This window comes from Micromonospora sp. CPCC 206060 (assembly GCF_036906895.1).
In the GTDB taxonomy this organism is placed as follows: domain Bacteria; phylum Actinomycetota; class Actinomycetes; order Mycobacteriales; family Micromonosporaceae; genus Micromonospora.
The window spans coordinates 1-16,908 of the sequence record NZ_JBAKHU010000066.1 but is presented as its reverse complement, the minus strand read 5'-3'; the positions used below and the strand labels follow the sequence as shown (position 1 = coordinate 16,908).

At 72.3% G+C, this 16,908-nt stretch carries 19 protein-coding genes; 10 read left to right on the top strand and 9 right to left on the bottom strand.

Going from position 1 to position 16,908, the window contains the following annotated elements:
- Positions 1-34: 34 nt before the first annotated feature.
- Entirely contained in the window at positions 35-781 is a 747-nt protein-coding gene (locus tag V6U90_RS27145; protein ID WP_334442441.1) for a response regulator transcription factor, read from the bottom strand.
- Between the two features lie 250 nt (positions 782-1,031).
- On the opposite strand from V6U90_RS27145, the gene V6U90_RS27140 reads away from it, so the two are divergent.
- The 6 genes from V6U90_RS27140 to V6U90_RS27115 all read left to right on the top strand — a co-directional run bounded on the left by V6U90_RS27140 (position 1,032) and on the right by V6U90_RS27115 (position 5,881).
- Positions 1,032-2,564 (top strand): flavin-containing monooxygenase, encoded by a 1,533-nt coding sequence (locus tag V6U90_RS27140; protein ID WP_334442439.1) that lies wholly within the window; start codon positions 1,032-1,034, stop codon positions 2,562-2,564.
- Positions 2,565-3,461: an SDR family oxidoreductase gene (locus V6U90_RS27135; protein WP_334442437.1), complete on the top strand. Its 897-nt coding sequence runs from the start codon at positions 2,565-2,567 to the stop codon at positions 3,459-3,461.
- Positions 3,458-3,904: an alpha/beta fold hydrolase gene (locus V6U90_RS27130; RefSeq protein WP_334442435.1), complete on the top strand. Its 447-nt coding sequence runs from the start codon at positions 3,458-3,460 to the stop codon at positions 3,902-3,904. The genes V6U90_RS27135 and V6U90_RS27130 overlap by 4 nt, the downstream gene beginning before the upstream one ends.
- On the top strand, positions 3,901-4,251 hold the full coding sequence (locus V6U90_RS27125; protein WP_334442433.1) for an alpha/beta fold hydrolase: 351 nt from the start codon (positions 3,901-3,903) through the stop codon (positions 4,249-4,251). Before V6U90_RS27130 ends, V6U90_RS27125 begins: the two co-directional genes overlap by 4 nt.
- Before the next feature lie 62 nt (positions 4,252-4,313).
- Entirely contained in the window at positions 4,314-4,739 is a 426-nt protein-coding gene (locus V6U90_RS27120; RefSeq protein ID WP_334442431.1) for an OsmC family protein, read from the top strand.
- 266 nt (positions 4,740-5,005) lie between these two features.
- On the top strand, positions 5,006-5,881 hold the full coding sequence (locus tag V6U90_RS27115) for a hypothetical protein (protein ID WP_442933683.1): 876 nt from the start codon (positions 5,006-5,008) through the stop codon (positions 5,879-5,881).
- Between the two features lie 27 nt (positions 5,882-5,908).
- Here the strand turns inward: V6U90_RS27115 and V6U90_RS27110 are convergent, their stop codons facing one another.
- The 4 genes from V6U90_RS27110 to V6U90_RS27095 all read right to left on the bottom strand — a co-directional run bounded on the left by V6U90_RS27110 (position 5,909) and on the right by V6U90_RS27095 (position 8,226).
- Entirely contained in the window at positions 5,909-6,451 is a 543-nt protein-coding gene (locus V6U90_RS27110; RefSeq protein ID WP_334442426.1) for an ATPase, read from the bottom strand.
- Between the two features lie 241 nt (positions 6,452-6,692).
- A complete protein-coding gene (locus tag V6U90_RS27105; protein WP_334442423.1) occupies positions 6,693-7,139 on the bottom strand; it encodes a response regulator in 447 nt (148 codons plus the stop codon).
- A 68-nt stretch (positions 7,140-7,207) separates the two neighbouring features.
- The gene (locus V6U90_RS27100; RefSeq protein WP_334442420.1) at positions 7,208-7,558 is read right to left on the bottom strand and encodes an STAS domain-containing protein; all 351 of its coding nucleotides are present in this window, start codon (positions 7,556-7,558) and stop codon (positions 7,208-7,210) included.
- Between the two features lie 347 nt (positions 7,559-7,905).
- On the bottom strand, positions 7,906-8,226 hold the full coding sequence (locus V6U90_RS27095; RefSeq protein WP_334442417.1) for a hypothetical protein: 321 nt from the start codon (positions 8,224-8,226) through the stop codon (positions 7,906-7,908).
- Positions 8,227-8,435: 209 nt separating this feature from the next.
- Here V6U90_RS27095 and V6U90_RS27090 point away from each other — a divergent pair, with 209 nt between their 5' ends.
- The 3 genes from V6U90_RS27090 (at position 8,436) to V6U90_RS27080 (ending at position 11,460) form a co-directional block, all read left to right on the top strand.
- Positions 8,436-9,413 carry a DUF2267 domain-containing protein gene (locus V6U90_RS27090; protein ID WP_334442414.1) on the top strand — a complete coding sequence of 326 codons (978 nt, stop codon included), beginning with the start codon at positions 8,436-8,438 and terminating at the stop codon, positions 9,411-9,413.
- A gap of 96 nt (positions 9,414-9,509) precedes the next feature.
- The gene (locus V6U90_RS27085) at positions 9,510-10,292 is read left to right on the top strand and encodes a spermidine synthase (protein ID WP_334442411.1); all 783 of its coding nucleotides are present in this window, start codon (positions 9,510-9,512) and stop codon (positions 10,290-10,292) included.
- A gap of 88 nt (positions 10,293-10,380) precedes the next feature.
- Positions 10,381-11,460, top strand: a complete 1,080-nt coding sequence (locus V6U90_RS27080) for an AI-2E family transporter (protein WP_334442407.1) — start codon at positions 10,381-10,383, stop codon at positions 11,458-11,460.
- A gap of 100 nt (positions 11,461-11,560) precedes the next feature.
- Here V6U90_RS27080 and V6U90_RS27075 read toward each other — a convergent pair whose 3' ends face one another.
- Positions 11,561-12,862 carry an NAD(P)/FAD-dependent oxidoreductase gene (locus V6U90_RS27075; RefSeq protein ID WP_334442405.1) on the bottom strand — a complete coding sequence of 434 codons (1,302 nt, stop codon included), beginning with the start codon at positions 12,860-12,862 and terminating at the stop codon, positions 11,561-11,563.
- Between the two features lie 230 nt (positions 12,863-13,092).
- On the opposite strand from V6U90_RS27075, the gene V6U90_RS27070 reads away from it, so the two are divergent.
- Complete coding sequence (locus tag V6U90_RS27070) at positions 13,093-14,187, top strand: hypothetical protein (protein WP_334442403.1); 1,095 nt, start codon at positions 13,093-13,095, stop codon at positions 14,185-14,187.
- 102 nt (positions 14,188-14,289) lie between these two features.
- On the opposite strand, the gene V6U90_RS27065 is transcribed toward V6U90_RS27070, so the two are convergent.
- The 3 genes from V6U90_RS27065 to V6U90_RS27055 all read right to left on the bottom strand — a co-directional run bounded on the left by V6U90_RS27065 (position 14,290) and on the right by V6U90_RS27055 (position 16,907).
- Positions 14,290-14,808 (bottom strand): SRPBCC family protein, encoded by a 519-nt coding sequence (locus V6U90_RS27065; RefSeq protein ID WP_334442401.1) that lies wholly within the window; start codon positions 14,806-14,808, stop codon positions 14,290-14,292.
- A 104-nt stretch (positions 14,809-14,912) separates the two neighbouring features.
- On the bottom strand, positions 14,913-16,163 hold the full coding sequence (locus tag V6U90_RS27060; RefSeq protein ID WP_334442398.1) for a CaiB/BaiF CoA transferase family protein: 1,251 nt from the start codon (positions 16,161-16,163) through the stop codon (positions 14,913-14,915).
- A gap of 108 nt (positions 16,164-16,271) precedes the next feature.
- Positions 16,272-16,907, bottom strand: coding sequence for an RNA-guided endonuclease InsQ/TnpB family protein (locus tag V6U90_RS27055; RefSeq protein WP_334442396.1), 636 nt, complete (start codon positions 16,905-16,907; stop codon positions 16,272-16,274).
- Position 16,908 lies beyond the last annotated feature (1 nt).

Genomic DNA, 16,908 nt, shown 5'->3' with positions numbered 1-16,908 from the left:
CCGCCGGACCGGGGCGGGCCGGTGCGTCGGGTGGTCAGTCGGCGGGTCGGAGGACATACCCGGCGCCGCGCAGTGTGTGGATCATCGGTTCCCGGCCGGCGTCGATCTTCTTCCGCAGGTACGAGATGTAGAGCTCGACCACGTTGGCCTGCCCACCGAAGTCGTAGTTCCAGACCCGGTCGAGGATCTGCGCCTTGCTCAGTACCCGGCGCGGGTTACGCATCAGGTACCGCAGCAGTTCGAACTCGGTTGCGGTCAGGGTGATCAGCCGGCCGTCCCGGCGTACCTCGTGGCTCTCCTCGTCGAGGGTGAGGTCACCGACGGTGAGGATGGCGTCCTCCCGGGTCTGCACTGTGAACCCGGAGCGGCGCAGCAGGGCCCGCAGCCGGGCGATCACCTCCTCCAGGCTGAACGGCTTGGTGACGTAGTCGTCGCCACCGACGGTGAGCCCAGCGATCCGCTCCTCCACCGCGTCCCGGGCGGTCAGGAACAGCACCGGCACGCTCGGCGCCTGCTCGCGCAGCCGGCGCAGCACCTCGAAGCCGTCCAGGTCGGGCAGCATGACGTCCAGCACCACCACGTCCGGCTGGAACCGGCGGGCGGTCTGCACGGCGTCCGTCCCGGTCACCGCGCCCCGCACGTCCCAGCCCTCGTAGCGCAGTGCCATGGTGAGCAGGTCGGTGAGGGTGGCCTCGTCGTCCACCACCAGGGCACGTACCGGCGTACCGTCCGGCCGGCGCAGTGCGATCCGGTCCGGTGTGGCCCGTCCGTTGGTGACCATGCGCCCATCGTGCCCGCCGCGGCTGTGCGCCGTCCCAGCGTTTCCTGTGCGTACGCTGTGCGAAACCCGGATCCGGTCCGAACCGGGGACGACCGGTGCGGGTACACCGGTCCGAACCGGGGACGACCGGTGCCGGTCGGCGCGCTGCTGGTGTGCCGCCCGGTGGTGGCGGCCGGGCGGCGGATGGGGGCCGGCACTCCTGCCCGTCGGGACCTTCCGCCCACCGTTACCCGGTGGTAACTTCCCGGACATGGTCTCGGACGGGCGACGACGGGTCCGGATCGCCGTGCTCGGCGCCGGGTTCGGCGGGATCGGCACGGCCATCCGGCTGCGACAGCACGGCGTGGACGACTTCGTGGTCTTCGACCGGGGCGACGAGGTCGGCGGCACCTGGCGGGACAACAGCTACCCCGGCTGCGCGTGCGACGTCCCGTCGCACATGTACTCGCTGTCGTTCGCCCCCAACCCGGACTGGACGCGCAGCTTCTCCACCCAACCGGAGATCTGGGCCTACCTGCGCCGCTGCGTCGACGAGTTCGGCATCCGGCCGTATCTGCGGCTCGGCCACGAGGTGCTGGCCGCACGGTGGGACGCCGGGTCGATGAGCTGGCTGATCGACACCTCGCACGGCGGCTACCGGGCCGAGATGCTGGTCGCGGCCGGCGGGCCGCTCTCCGAGCCGGCCGTGCCGGCGCTGCCCGGACTGGCGGACTTCACCGGTGAGGTGTTCCACTCCGCGCGCTGGCGGCACGACCTGGACCTGACCGGCCGTACGGTGGCCGTGGTCGGCACGGGCGCGTCGGCCATCCAGTTCGTCCCGGAGATCGCCCCGGTGGTCGGCCGGTTGCACCTGTTCCAGCGGACCGCGCCGTGGGTGATGCCCCGGGCGGACCGGCCGATCAGCGCGGGTGAACGGCACCTGTTCCGCCGGTTGCCGGCGGCCCGCCGGCTGGCCCGGGCCGGCGTCTACTGGGGACGGGAGGCGGCCGCCACCGCGTTCCTGCGCCCGGCACTGATGCGGGTCGCCGAGGGGGTGGCCCGCCGGCACCTGCGCCGGTCGGTGGCCGACCCGGCGTTGCGGGAGCGGCTGACCCCCGGCTACCGGATGGGCTGCAAGCGGGTACTGCTCTCCAACGACTACTACCCGACGTTGACCAGGGACAACGTCGAGGTCATCGCGGGTGGCGTGGAGCGGGTCACCGCCGACGGGGTGGTCGCCACCGACGGTACGGTCCGCCGGGTCGACACCATCATCTTCGGTACCGGCTTCCATGTCACCGACGTGCCGATCGCCGGGCGGATCACCGGGCGGCACGGGCGCACCCTGGCCGAGACCTGGTCCGGCAGCATGCGGGCGTACCAGGGCACCGGGGTCACCGGCTTCCCGAACCTGTTCCTCCTACTCGGGCCGAACACCGGGCTCGGCCACAACTCGGTCGTCTTCATGATCGAGTGCCAGCTCACCTATCTGCTGGGCATGCTGCGCCACCTGGGCCGCAGCGGCATCCGGGCGATCGAGCCGACCCCGCAGGCGCAGGACGCGTTCGCCGCCCGGGTGGACCGCCGGATGGCCGGGACCGTCTGGTCGCGTGGGGGTTGCCGTAGCTGGTACCTCGATGCCACCGGCCGCAACTCGACCCTCTGGCCCGGCTACACCTGGTCGTACTGGCTGCGTACCCGACGGTTCGACCCGGACGCCTACCGTCCCGTCCCCGGCCCCGAACCGGTGCCGGTGTCCGGGGTCGGGCGACCCGAAGCGACGACGAGCATCGAGGAGCACTGAGTGGACCGGTCACTGTCCGGCAGGGTCGTCCTGGTCACCGGCGCGGCCCGGGGCATCGGCGAGCACACCGCGCGGCTGGCCGCCCGGCGGGGCGCCCGGGTCAGTCTGGTCGGTCTGGAACCGGAGCGGCTCGCGGCGCTCGCCGCCGAACTCGGCCCGGAGCATGCCTGGTTCGCCGCCGACGTCACCAACCAGGCCGCGCTGCGGGCGGCGGCGGAGCAGACGGTGGCGCGGCTCGGCGGGATCGACGCGGTGGTCGCCAACGCGGGGGTGGCCAACCGGGGCACCATCGCCGTCGGTGACATCGAGGCGATGGTACGTACCGTCGAGGTGAACCTGATCGGGGTGATGCGCACCGCTGCCGCCACCGTCGACGCGCTCGCCGAGCGGCGGGGCTACCTGTTGATCGTCTCCTCGGCGGCGGCGTACGCGGCCCTGCCCGGCATGGCCGCCTACTGCGCGTCCAAGGCCGGGGTGGAGCACTTCGGCAACGCGGTCCGGCTGGAGCTGGCCCACCGGGGGGTGGCGGTCGGCACCGCCCACCCGTCCTGGATCGACACGGATCTGGTCCGGGACGCGAAGGAGGACCTGCCGGCGTTCGACGAGGCGTTGCGCCGGCTACCCGGGCCGATGGCCCGGACCACCTCCGTCGAGGCGTGCGCCGCCGCGTTCGTCCGGGCCATCGAGCGCCGCCAGCGCCGGGTGTACGTACCCCGGGTGGTCGGAACGGTCGCCGCGATGCGGTCCCTGTTGGTCGGCCCACTGGCCGACCGGGCGGTCGGCCGGCACGCCCGCACCTCCGTCCCGTTGATGGAGGAACAGGTACGTAGCCTGGGCCGTGGTTTCGGCCGGACCACCGCACTGCCGGATTCCCCGCCGGGGCCCGATCCCCGGTGAGCGCGGCGGAGGTGGTCTACGAACGGCGGGGCAACGGCACCCCGCTGGTGCTGCTGCACGGCATCGGTCACCACTGGCGGGCCTGGCTGCCGGTACTCGACCGGCTCGCCGCCGCCCACGACGTCGTCGCCATCGACCTGCCGGGTTTCGGGCAGTCCCCGGTACCGGCCACCGGGCTGCCCCGGGACATGCCGGAGGTGGTCGCCGCCGTCGTCGACATCTGCACCGCGCTCGGCCTGGCCCGTCCGCACGTCGCCGGCAACAGCCTCGGCGGGGCGATCGCGCTGGAGTTGGCCGCCGCCGGCCGGGTGGCCTCGGCCACCGCGCTCTCCCCCGCCGGTTTCTGCACCCCGGTGCAGCTGCGCTGGGCGCTCGGCGTGCTCGGCCCCACCGGGTGGCCGCCCGGCTGCCCGCACCGCTCCTGCGCCCGGTCCTCTCGGTGACCGCGCTGCGCTACCTGTCCTTCGGCATGCTGCTGGCCCGTCCCGGGCGGCTCACCGTGGAGCTGGCCCTGGCCGACGCCCGGGCCCTGGCCACGGCCCGGGCGTTCCGCGCGGTGGCGCGGGCCGGACGGGGGTATGCCTTCACCGGTGCACCGACCGTGCCGGTGACGGTGGCCTGGGGGACCCGGGACCGGATCCTGCCCTACCGGCAGGCGGCAGTGGCCCGGCAGCGCCTCCCGGAGGCCCGGCACGTGGCGTTGCCCGGCTGCGGGCACCTGCCGATGCACGACGACCCGGATCTGGTCACCTCGGTCATCCTGGCCACCACCGGCGCCGTGCCGGGCTGAAGCGCCGGTTTCGGCGGTGGCCGACCGGGTAGCCGTGGCGAGTGAGTGACGGGAGGAACGCGATGCCGGATCCCAGTTCCTGGCTGAACGAGGCCACCGCGACCGCGGAGGGTGGCCATGTGCGTACCGATGACGGTGTCCTGTCCACGGCGTTGGCCTCGCCGCTGGCACCGCACTGCACGGGCCTGACCCCGGAGCAGTTGCTCGCGGCGGCATTCGCCTCGTGCCTGCACCATGCGGCGGTGGAGGCGGCCAGCGACATCACCGACGAGGCGCACACCGTGCAGGTACGCGCCGAGGCCCGGCTCGGACGGGACGACGACGGGCGGTACCGGGCGGATGTGCACGCCAGCATCTCGTCGGCGGGGCTGAGCCGGCAGCAGCTGACCGAGCTGGTGGCGTACGCGGACCGGTTGTGGCCGTTCTCCAGCGGGGACAGCGGCCGGCACCGGTTGACGGTGACCACGGTCGAACCACGGAGTCGCTGAGCGACAGGACCGGCGGCGGACCGCCGGTCCTCCTTCGGGCCCTGAGCAGGTCAACCGAACGGGGGAGGCCGAACCGTCGCCACCAGCGAGATGCGATATACGTTCTTCCAGACCCTAAATCGGGAAAACCCGAAATTGGGGTATTGAGAGGTCGGGCCCTTCCATCCCCGGTCCGGGCTGTTCCCACACGCAGATCAGGGTAAATTGTGATGCATGCCACCAACCAGGCCGGTGGCATGCTCGCTTCGCATGCCTAGCCTCGGCAGGTGCACGGCAACGACACTCCACCCCAGACCTCGACCGACAGTTCGCTCACCGACCGTCCGGTTGACGCCACATCAGCCGGTCGGCTAAGCGGCCGACACCGTCGGGAGCCAGGCCGCTCCCGGACGCTCCTCGGCCGGGTCCGCCCCGCCGTGGCCTCGCGGCCGGCGCGGTTCACCCTGGCCACCGGCCTGACCTGCTGCCTCGGATTCGCCGCATTCACCGGATCGGCTGCCTTCACCCGCCCGGAGGTGGCCCCCACGGTCCTGCCAGACGTGGTGGCCGAGCGGGCCGCTGCGGCCGGAAACGAGGCCGCCTCGCGGTCCCTGGACCGTTCGCCGTTGCCCAGCCCCAGCGCAACCAGCCCGACGCCGACCCCCTCGATCACCGCCACACCGACCCGGAAGCCACCGGCGCCCCGCAAGCCGACCCGGCCGGCCCGGCCGAAACCGGTCGCCGGTCTCACCCAGGCCCAGATGGACAACGCCAAGGTGATCGTCGACGTCGGTCGTGGACTCGACGTGCCCCGCCACGGTCTGATCGTGGCCATCGCGACCGCGATGCAGGAGAGCACCCTCTACAACCTGGCCAACGACTACGTACCCGAGTCGTTCGACCACCCCCACCAGGGAAGCGGCGCGGACCACGACTCGGTCGGCCTGTTCCAGCAACGGCCGAGCAGCGGCTGGGGCAGCGTGGAGGACCTGATGCGGCCGGCGTACGCGGCACGCCAGTTCTATCTGGCTCTCCTGGAGATCCTGGGCTGGCAGGACATGAGCGTCGCGGGCGCCGCCCAGGCCGTCCAGGTCTCCGCCTTCCCCGACGCGTACGCCCAGCATGAGGAGCGGGCCGGCACCGTGGTCAGCGCGCTGACCTGACCAGCCCGCCGGCCGCCTGGCGCAGGCTCAGCGCACCCGGCTGGATCTGCGGTCCGCCGGCTCCTCGGGCAGGTGCCCGCTCCGGTTCGCCGCGCCCCGGGTCGCCGGTACGCCACCGGGCGAGCCGGCAGCCGCCGTCGGGGTGTCCGCCGGGACCAGCCGGACCGCGCGCAGCACCTCGTCCACCCGGGCCTCCCGCTGCCGCCGGGCATGCAGCGCCGCCTCGAAGTCCCGACGGGCCTGCACCGCCTCGGCGTAGACCTGCTCGCGCAGCAGCCGGGCCTCCTCCCGAGCCGCCATCAGCTCGGTCCGCGCCTGGGCACGGATCGCGTCCGCCTCCGTCTCGGCGTCGCTGCGTACCGGCGGGCAGTTCCCCACCTCCGGCACCGGACGGGCGGCCAGCAGGTCCCGCAACCCGTCGGCCTCCTGCCGGATCAGGTCCAGCTGCGTCGCGTCCGCCGCAACGGCCTGCGCCCGGTCGGCCAACCGGGCCAACCGGGCGTCGAGGTCGTCCAGGCACGAATCCACCTGGCGCTGATCGTAACCGATCCCCACCACGGAAAACCGCATGCTTTCGCCCCCCAGGCAGCCGGTAGTTTCCCTTCCCACCTCGAATCCTCGCCAGCGCCCGGGCACCAGGCGGCGATTTGGGAAAAATGTTCGGCATGCGCAGGGCCGGCCTTCCGGGACATCCGGCGATGCCACCGCCCGGACCGGGGACGACGCGATCCGGCCACCGCGGTGGACGACGCGACCCGGCCCCGACCGCGGTGGACGACGCGACCCGGCCCGGTCGCTGGACGTGGTCCGGTCAGATCCGCTTGGGTAGGACCACGACCCGACCGAAGAACTCGTCGATCCGGCGCACCACGTCGTTGAAGTCGTCGAGATCGATCGGCTTGGTGACGTAGGCGTTGGCCTGGAGGGTGTAGCTGCCCACGATGTCGGTATCCGCGTTCGAGGTGGTCAGCACGACGATCGGGATGGTCCGCAGGTCGGGGTCGCTCTTGACCTCACCGAGGACCTGGCGACCGTCCATCCGGGGCATGTTGAGGTCCAGCAGGATGACGTCCGGCCGGCGGGCCTCGGTGTGCCGCCCCTGCTGACGCAGGAACTCCATCGCCTCCTGGCCGTCGCCGACCACGTCGATGACCTTCTCGACGTCCGAGTCCTCCAGCGCCTCCTCGATCATCAGCACATCACCCGGGTCGTCGTCCACCACCAGGATGTGAACCGGGCCCGGCGTACCTTCACCCATGACTACCTGCCTCTGTCTTTGGTGGGAAAACCCCCGGACGGCCACCCGATCCCGGAGAAACTAACCGATCAGCGGTCGCCGGATGCGGAGGGGGCGGCCACCTCCGGGCCACCGTCGTACCGTAGGACCTCGGCGAGACCGCTGATCTCCAGCACCCGCTGCACCCGTCCGTGTGCCCCGGTGATCCGCAGCCAACCCCCGGCGGCGGCGCTCTGGTTGTCGCCCCGGACGAACGCGGCGAGTCCGCTGGAGTCACAGAAGGTGAGCTCGGTCAGATCGGCCAGCAGCCGGAACCAGCCGTCGGCATGCAGCCCGTCGATCGTCGCGTTGAGTTCGGGTGCGGCCGCCATGTCGAGTTCACCCACCAGCCGGAGGCAGGCGACCGCGTCACGCAGCGCGTACGAGACGGTGAACGTCAAGGCAGTCCCTTTCACTCAGCCGCACGCCGATGCTTGCAGTGCAGCAAGTATAGGGCCCCGCACAGTGGCCCAGCGTGAGCGCCACCGCAACCGACGACACTCCCCGACCGGCCAGGATCCCCACCAGCCAGTCGACGAACTCCGTGAAGAGTGTCGCATCGCCCACGTACGACACGGCAGCAAGGAAGTCCACAATGTACCTCAGATCGGCGGCGGTCGAGTCGATCTGGGCGGCGGGCCGGCCCGTTCCCACGTACGGGCCCCCGGCCCTGGGACCACGGGCCGGGGGCGGGAATGGTGCCCTGGTCCGCCCGGAGCACCAGGCGGGGATACCACCGTCGCCGGGGTCAGGCGACGTTCGCGGGTTGCCGTCCCGGTGCCGCTGGCACGGCGGCGTCACCACGGGCGGCGGGCTGGTCGACGTCGTCAGGCTCGCCGGCTTCCGGGGCCTGGAAGAGGTACCGGACGAACTGCCCACCCGCCTCGTTGTCCTCCGCACCGGGCCACTGGCCGACCGAGTCGACCCCGATGACCTCCCGGTTGGCCGCGTCGGTGTCCTCCACCAGGGCCCACACCGTCACCGGGTAGCACCGGGTGGCGTCCGGGGTGAGCTGCCAGCGGGCGTACCAGCCGGGTCGGGCCGGAACGATGTCGACGATCCTCTTCATGGCGTGACCTTCCCTCCCGTTAACTCGGAAGTATTTCGGTCCATCCCGATGCTCGCCCCCCGGCGGGTGAGGGCCCCTCACCCCGGTGAGATGAATCATCCGGCGGGGTCCACCGGCCTGGCGGCACCCGCCCGGCGCGGAACGGGGGACCGTTTCGTTCCGGGGAGCACCGGGAAGGCGGGCGGGGAACCCAGCGGAAAGAGGTGGACATGCGTAAGCAGATGGAGGGCGACAACAAGCGCCGACGCACCCTGGCCCGGCAGGCCCGGGAACGGGGCCGGCGACCCAGCGAGACCGGTGCCACCCTGGGCGCGTCGAAGCAACTGGAGCACCTGGACCGGAAGAAACGGGACGGCCCGCCCGCGGCCGGACAGCACAAGCCGCAGAGCAGTCGCGGTGGCCCGGCACCGCCGCCGGCAGCACCGGTCGAGCGGAGCTGGCCACGGCCGCACCCCGACCTGGCCGCCGCGCCGCAGGTGACCACGGTCGGCTACCAGGAGCTGGTCGGTGACGTGAGCCGCCGCGCCGGACTCGACTTCGACCACGCGCGGGCCGCCGCAGAGGCGACGGTGCTGGCCCTGGCCCGCGCCCTGGACGAGGCCGACCAGGCCCGGCTGCTGGACGCGGTACCCACCGAACTGCACGCCGACGTACCGTTGGGCACCGTCAGTCGACGCCCTGACCTGCCCGGATTCCTGGCCGAGGTGGCCCGGATCAGCGGCCGGACCCCCGAACAGGCCCGGTACCAGGCGGAGGCGACCCTGGCCGCCCTCGCCGAGCAGGATCCCGAACTGGTCGACGATCTGGAGATCCCCGCCGACCTGCGCGGGCTGCTCGGCCCGACCGAACCGGGTGGCGGCCTCGTCGCACCGACCGGACGGACCGCCGGGCTCACCGACGGCGAGATCCGGGAGGAGCTGGCCGAGCTGCCGTACTGGTCGGGTGACGCCCGGGCGCTGTCCCGGAGGATCGAGCTGCCCCCGGCGAACCTGGAACGGGTGCTGGACCAGGTCGCGCAGCTCCGGCAGCGAACGGGCCGGGGCCCGGCGGTGAGCCGACCGACCGGTTCGACCGCCGTGCTCACCGTGCACAGTCGGACGGCGGACGCGGTCACCACGGCGGACATCGAACTGGCCCACCGGCTGGACGCCCTGATCGAGGAGGCCGCCGGCGGCATCGCCGGCTGACCGACGACGGGCGCGCGCCGCCCGTGCCCCGGCCCGGTCCGGCTCGGTCCGGGCCGGGGCCCGGTAACCGGCGACGGGTCGGCTAACCTGCCGCGGATGGGGCGGGAGCAGCACGGACTGGCACTGGTACCGGACCGGACCCGACCCGGTGGCCGGACCCTGCTGGCCGCCGGGGTGCCGCAGTCATACGTCGACCTCACCGACCCGACCTACCTGCACTTCGAGTACGTCCGCCGGATCGCCGCCGCCATCGACGTGAGCGCCCCGGCCGGCGTGCCGCTGCGTACCCTGCACCTGGGTGGCGGCGCGCTGACCCTGCCCCGCTATCTCTGCGCCACCCGGCCGGACTCGCCCCAGGTGGTGGTGGAGCGGGATCCGGCAGTGGTGGAGCTGGTCACCCGGGAGCTTCCCGCACCGCCCGCCACCGTGTCGGTACGCGTGGCCGATGCCCGGGCGGCGGTGGCCGCCGAGCCGGCGGGCGGCTTCGACCTGGTCGTGGCCGACGTCTACCAGGCGGCCCGGATGCCGGCCCACGTGGGCACGGTCGAGTTCGTCCGGGAGGTGGCCCGGGTACTCCGCCCGGACGGCGTCTACCTGGTCAACCTGACCGACCTGCCACCGCTGGTCTTCTCCCGGGTCCAGGCGGCGACACTCCGTACGGTCTTTGCCGAGGTGTGCCTGATCGGCGGCCGGCGGATGCTCGGTGGCCGGCGGTACGGCAACCTCGTGCTCGCCGCGTACCACCGGCCCGGCCGGCTGCCCCTGGAGCGGCTCGCGGCGCGGGTGGCCCGCGACCCGGAGCCGGGTGGTCTGCGCCACGGCACCGACCTGACCGGATTCATCGCCGGAGCCCGGCCGGCCCGGGATCCGGGGAACTGACCGGCGGAAACCGGGCTCCCGACGGTCCGGTCGGTTCCCCGACGGTCCGGCCGGTTTCCCGACGGTCGGTCCGGGGTAGCCGCGCGGGATGACGGGATGGGCCGACGACCGGACCACCGCACGCCGGGTGGCGATCACCATCGGTCTGGTACTCGCCACCGCACTGGGGCTGCTGCTGCTCTACGCCACCCATCGGGTCCTGGTCTGGCTCCTCGTCGCGCTCTTCTTCGCGGTGGCGTTGAACCCGGCGGTGGACTGGACCCAGCGCCGGCTCGCCCGCAACCGGTCGGTCGCCACCCTGCTGGTCTTCCTGGCCGCATTCGGCCTGATCGCCGCGCTGATCGCGGTGATCGTGGTGCCCCTGATCGACGAGACCGCCCGGTTCACCAACCAGCTACCCGCGATCCTGGACGAGGCCCGCGCCGGGCAGGGCCCGCTCGGCAGTCTGCTGGAGCGGACCGGGCTGCTCCGGTACGCCGAGACCCATCAGGAACAGATCCAGCAGTACGGCGCGAAGCTGCGGGAACCGACGTTGGACATCGTCCGGGGCGCCTTCACCGCCGTGGCCGGTCTCGTGACGGTGGCCGTGCTGGCGTACCTGATGGTGCTCCAGGCACCGAAACTGACCCGGGGCATGGCCAGCCTGGTCAATGACAGACACGCTGAGCGGCTGCGCCGTGTCGGGCGGGAGTCGGCACGGACGGTGACCGGCTACCTCAGCGGCAACCTGCTGATCAGTGTGATCTGCGGCGGACTGACCTTCGTCGTTCTGGTGATCATGGGGGTACCGTTCGCCGGGGTGATCGCCCTGCTGGTCGGCATCGCCGACCTGGTGCCCCTGGTCGGGGCGACCATCGGCGCGATCGTCGCGGCGGGCGCGGCCTTCCTGCACTCGCCCCGGGCGGGCATCGTGGTACTGGTCTTCTTCGTGGTCTACCAGCAGGTGGAGAACCATGTGCTGCAACCGCTGATCCTGTCCCGGACGGTCCAGCTCAATCCGTTGACCGTGCTGGTGAGCATCCTGCTGGCGGCGGACCTGGCGGGCATCCTCGGTGCGCTGCTCGCCATTCCGGCGGCCGGGATCATCCAGATCCTGCTGCGGGAGTTCGGGATACGGCGACGGGTCCGGGCCCTCGACGGCACGGCCCCGGGGGCCGGAACAGAGTGACGACCGACCCGACGGCACCGCCCCGGAGGCCGGAGCGGACTGACCGGAAGGGGCGCCGGGGATGTCCCCGCCGCCCCTTCCACCACGTACCCGCCGGCCGTCAGTGCCGGTACACCGGCACCTCCGGCGAGGTGCTTTCCAGCGGTACGGCGTTGGCCGGTACCAGACCGAGCTGCACCGCCGCGCGGGGCAGGGTAGCGTCGAGCATCCAGTCGGCACCCACCCGGGCCCGGTTACCAGGCATGGCGATCAGGTGGTAGCCCCGGGTCACCGCCTTGGCCGGCAGGCCGGACAGCGAGACCTTCAGCGGGTTCGCCGCCGCGTCCTTGCCCCCGAGGTCCACCACGAACCCGAGGTCGTGGTGCCGGTACGGCCGGCGTCGGCCCTGACCGTAGGAGGCGGCGACGTTGTGCGCCGCGAGCCGCCCCTGCCGCTGGGCGTGCTGGGCGGTCATCGTGCAGATCTGGCCGGGTCGGGTCAGGTCGGGTACGGCGGCGGCGTCGCCGCAGGCGTACACCTCCGGGAAGCCGGGCACGTTGAGGTATTCGTCGACCACCAGCCGCCCCTTCTCGGTCCGCAGGCCCAGCTCGGCGACGAACGGGTCGGGGCGTACCCCGACGCACCAGACCAGGGTGCAGGTGGGGATGTACTCGCCGTCGGTCAGCCGTACCCCGTCGGCGGTGGCCTCGGCCACCGAGGTACCCATCCGGACGTCCACCCCGCGCCGGTCGAGCACCCGTTGCGCGGTCCGGGACATCCGCTGGTCCAGTTCGGGCAGCACCCGGGGTGCCACGTCGAGCAGCATCCACCGCGGCCGGATGTCCAGGTGCGGGTGCTGGGTGGCCAACGCGTCGGTGAAGAGCTGTCCGTGTGCGGCGACCTCGGTACCGGTGTAGCCGGCCCCGACCACGATGAACGTCGACCGGGCCAGCTGCTCCGCCGGGTCGTGGGTGAGCTGCGCCAGCTCGATCTGGCGCACGATGTGGTCGTGCAGGTAGAGCGCCTCGGGCAGGCCCCGGAAGCCGTGCGCGTACTCGGTGACGCCGGGGATGGGTAGCAGCTTGTTGACACTGCCGACCGCGAGGACCAGCCGGTCGTAGGCGAGCTGGCCGGGGTCGCCCTCGGGCTGGGTGTAGTGCACCCAGCGGTTGTGCAGGTCGACCCGGTCGGCCTCGCCGATCACCACCCGCACCCCGTTGAGGGTGCCGGTCAACGGCACCGAGAGCCGGCTCGGTTCCAGCACTCCGGCGGTTACCTCCGGCAGCAGCGGCAGGTACAGGAAGTAGTCGGTCGAATTGAGCAGCACGATCTCGGCCCGGTCCCGGGCGACCCGGGCCAGGGTCTTCGCCGCGTGGTAACCGGCAAACCCGGCCCCCACGATCACCACACGTGGTTTCGTCATGCCCGCAGCTTCCCGGTCAACGGCGGGACAAACGTGCCCATCGGCCGGATACCTGGTCGGATCCGGGAGCGGACCGGTGCCGTTTCCTCGACGCGCGCCGTCCCGGCACCGCGTGACGGCACCGGGCAATCTGATCTATTTCGGACGGCCAGTGATGGGATCCGACAGTCTTTTCCCGGTCGGTACGGGAACCTGACAGGGTCATCGATCTACCTCTATGGGAGGTGTCCGTGCGGACCCGACCCCTCGTCCTGCTCACCGCGCTGCTCAGCCTGCTGGCCGCTACGTTCGTGGGCACCACCGCACCGGCATCGGCAGCCACCGCCGACCGGTGGGGCTTCGCCTACGTCCAGGACCCGACCGTGCCGGTCTGGACCACCCTCGACACCACCCGGCAATGGGGCAGCTGGAAGGCCGCCGCCCCGTTCGCCTGGGCCAACGGCATCAAGATCGCCCCCGGCCGGTTCCTCGTCCGGTTCCCCGGGATCGGCACCGGCTCCCGGGGCGTCGTGCACGTCACCCCGGTCAACCGCACCGGCCACTACTGCGAGGCCGTCCGCTGGTACCAGTCCGGCGCCGACCAGATCGTCGACGTGCAGTGCCACAAGCCCGGCGGCGGCTGGGACGACAGCCCGTTCACCGTGCTGTGGACGCTCAGCTCGGGCGTCCTGCCGGTCGGCCTGGGCAGCCACGCCTACCTGCAGTACGGTGCCGGCGGCCTCGCCCAGGCGTACAACTCCACCGGCGGCGGGGTGGGCGTCACCCCGGGCGGCGCCGGGCAGTACCAGGTGAAGCTCGGCGGCGTCGGACTGGCCGGGGTGCTCGCCGGAAACGTCCAGGTGACCGCGGTGCAGCCGAACGCCCAGGCCCGCCGCTGCAAGGTCTACCACTGGTTCGCCAGCGGACCCGACGTCATCGTCCACGTCTTCTGCCACGACCTGACCGGCACACCGGTCAACAGCGAATTCACCCTGTCGTACCACCGCCAGCGGGCGGTGTTCGGCGACTTCGGCCCGCCGAAGTACTTCGGCTACCTGGCAACCGCCGCCGGCGGTCCAACCAACTACAACCACCCGGTCGGGGTCGGAGCGAACAGCTTCGGTCCGCTCGCCCCGACGGGACGGTACCTCGTCAAGTACCCGCAGCTCGGGCAGAAGGAGACGCACGCCCAGGTGACCGCACAGGGTGGCGGCCCGTACTACTGCAACCTGACCGCCCCGTGGACCTTCGCCGGGATGGACGCGCAGGTCGACGTGCTCTGCTTCGACAACGCCGGAGTACCCACCCCGCACGGCTTCCTCTCCACGTTCAGCTCCCGGATCTGATCCGGCTGCACTCCCGGGTCTGATCCGGCTCCGGTTGCCGGATCAGACCCGACCGGCCGGGTCGTACCCCCTCCGGGTCCGGCCCGGTACCCGGGCGACCGGTCAGCCGGGCTCGGAGGACCGCTGCTGATCCCCTTCGGTCAACGCCTGCCGTGCGGCGGCGAGCACCACGGGATCGGTGCAGCCCGCGGCGTAGCCGGCGATCCGCCGCCGGATGTCCCGGCCGAGCAGCCAGCCACCGACCCGGTCGGCGACCGGCCGCAGCAGTGCCGGCCGGCACCGGAAGCTGTACCGCCAGGTGACCACCGTGCGGTCCGGCGCGGCGGCGGGGGCGAACCGCCAACCGCCGGCGAACATCTCGAAAAACCAGGGACCGCGCACCATTTTCATGCCGACATGGCTGGGCGGAGCGAAGGAGACGTACTCGCTGACCATCACCAGGCCGTGCCGGGATCGGGTGAAGGTCCGCACACCCCGGCCCGGCCGGGTCGCACCGTCGGTGAGGTGCTGCTCCCGGACGAACGGGTCCCACCGGTACCGCACCGGAGCCAACGTCTGGGAAACAGCGAAGGCCAGCTCAGGCGGTACGGGTACCTCGGTCACCGCTTCCACGACAGGCATCGACCCATTGTAAGGAAGGGCCCCCTCTTAACGCTTTCGGTAGAGGAAGGGCCCCTTCTTAACACCCAGCGCCACCGGTCGTAGCGCGCCGGTCCGCTCGACGGTCAGACCACTCCCGCCGAACGGAGCCGGCCGATCTCCCCGGCGCTCAACCCGAGTCCGGTCAGGATCGCGTCGGTGTCCCGACCCAGCGCCGGAGGCGGGCCGGTCACCGGAAGCGGTTGGCCGTCGAGGCGTAGCGGCGACCGGACCTGCGGGCAGCCGTCCACCTCCACCAGCAACCGCTGCGCCACCAGCGGATCGGCGAACACCTCCGGAACCGAGTTGACCGGCGCGGCCGGTACACCCGCCTCGTCGAGCCGGTCCAGCCACACCGACCTCGGCGCGGCGGCCAGCCGTGCGGTCAGCTCGGACCGCAACGCCCGCCGGTGCCGCACCCGGTCGGCGTTGGTCCGGAAACGGGCGTCGTCAGCCAATTCCGGTACGCCGAGCACGGCGACGAGCCGGGCGAACTGCCGGTCGGTACCCACCGCCAGCGCCAGCGGCCGGTCAGCCGTCGGGAAGCTCTCGTACGGGACGATGTTCGGATGGGCGTTGCCCATCGGAGCCGGCTCGACCCCACCGACCAGCCAGTTCGCCGCCTGGTTGGCGAGCAGCCCGACCACCGAGTCGAACAGCGGGACCTCCACGTGCGCACCCTGCCCGGTGTGGTCGCGCCGCCGTAGCGCGGCCAGGATCCCGGTCGTCGCGAAGAGCCCGGCGGCCAGGTCGACGATCGCCACCCCGACCTTGGTCGGTACGCCGTCCTCGGCGCCGGTGATCGCCATCAGTCCGCCGGCCGCCTGGGCGAGGAAGTCGAAACCCGGTCGGCCGGCGGCGTCGCTGTCGCTGCCGAACCCGGTGATCGTGCAGGTCACCAAGCGGGGGTTGGCGGTTCGCAGGGCGTCGGGGTCGAGGCCGAACCGGGCCAGCCGCCCCGGCAGAAAGTTGTCGACCACCACGTCGGCCGCCACGGCGAGCCGGCGGACGATCGCCGCGCCCGGCGGCGACCCGAGATCGACGGTGAGTGCCCGCTTGTTCCGGTTGGCCACGGTGAAGTAGGCGGCGGTCCCGTCCGGCCCGAACGGCGGCCCCCAGTGCCGGGTCTCGTCACCGCGTCCGGGCAGCTCCACCTTGATCACATCGGCGCCGAGATCGGCCAGGTGCATGGTCGCGAACGGGCCGGCCAGGATCCGGGACAGGTCCAGTACCTTCAGCCCGGCGAGCGGCCCGTTCCGGTACCCACCGGCCGGCCAGGCCGGACCGTTCGCCGGGACCGGTTCCCCGTCGTGCCCACCTGTCCATTCGTCTGGCACCGTCACCGACTCCCCCACGCCGTCGCACCCATCGGGCACCGGCATGGTCGCACACCCAGGTTGATGATCATTGGCACGATGGTCGGTCCGGTGCTGCTCCTCGTACCGTTACCTTTCTGTGTGCTTTAGTAAGCGCACTTTGGTAGTCCCGCCTTGCGGTGGGACGGTCCCGGTCTGACCCGCCGAAGCGGTGCCGGGTTGACGCTTCACGGCCACCAGCCCCGGGGGCGGGGTCCTACGGTCGGCTCCACGTCCTGCCACCGGGCCACTCCCGGCGGTGTCACTGTCGGCCGCGAGGGCGGCGAGGTTGCGTGCGGCGTTGAGGTCCCGGTCCAGGATTAGGCCGCACACGGCACACTCGTATTCACGCTCGGACAGGGCCAGCTTGGTTTTCACCGTGCCGCAACCCGAGCAGGTCTTCGAGGACGGATACCAGCGGTCGGCGACGATCAGCCGGCCGCCGTTCCATGCGCTCTTGTAGGTGAGCTGGCGGCGGATCTCGGCGAACCCGGCGTCAACGATGTGCCGGGCCAGGCGCCGGTTACGCAGCATCCCGGCCACGTTGAGGTCTTCGACCACGACCGTGCCGTGTTCGCGGGTGAGTCGGGTGGTGAGCTTGTGCAGGCCGTCGCGGCGCAGGTTCGCCACCCGGGCATGCGTGCGGCCGAGCCGGGCGGCGGCGCGCTGCCACCGGTTCGACGGGCGCCGACCGGTCCGCCGGTCCGGGCCGGTCTTGCGTGACACC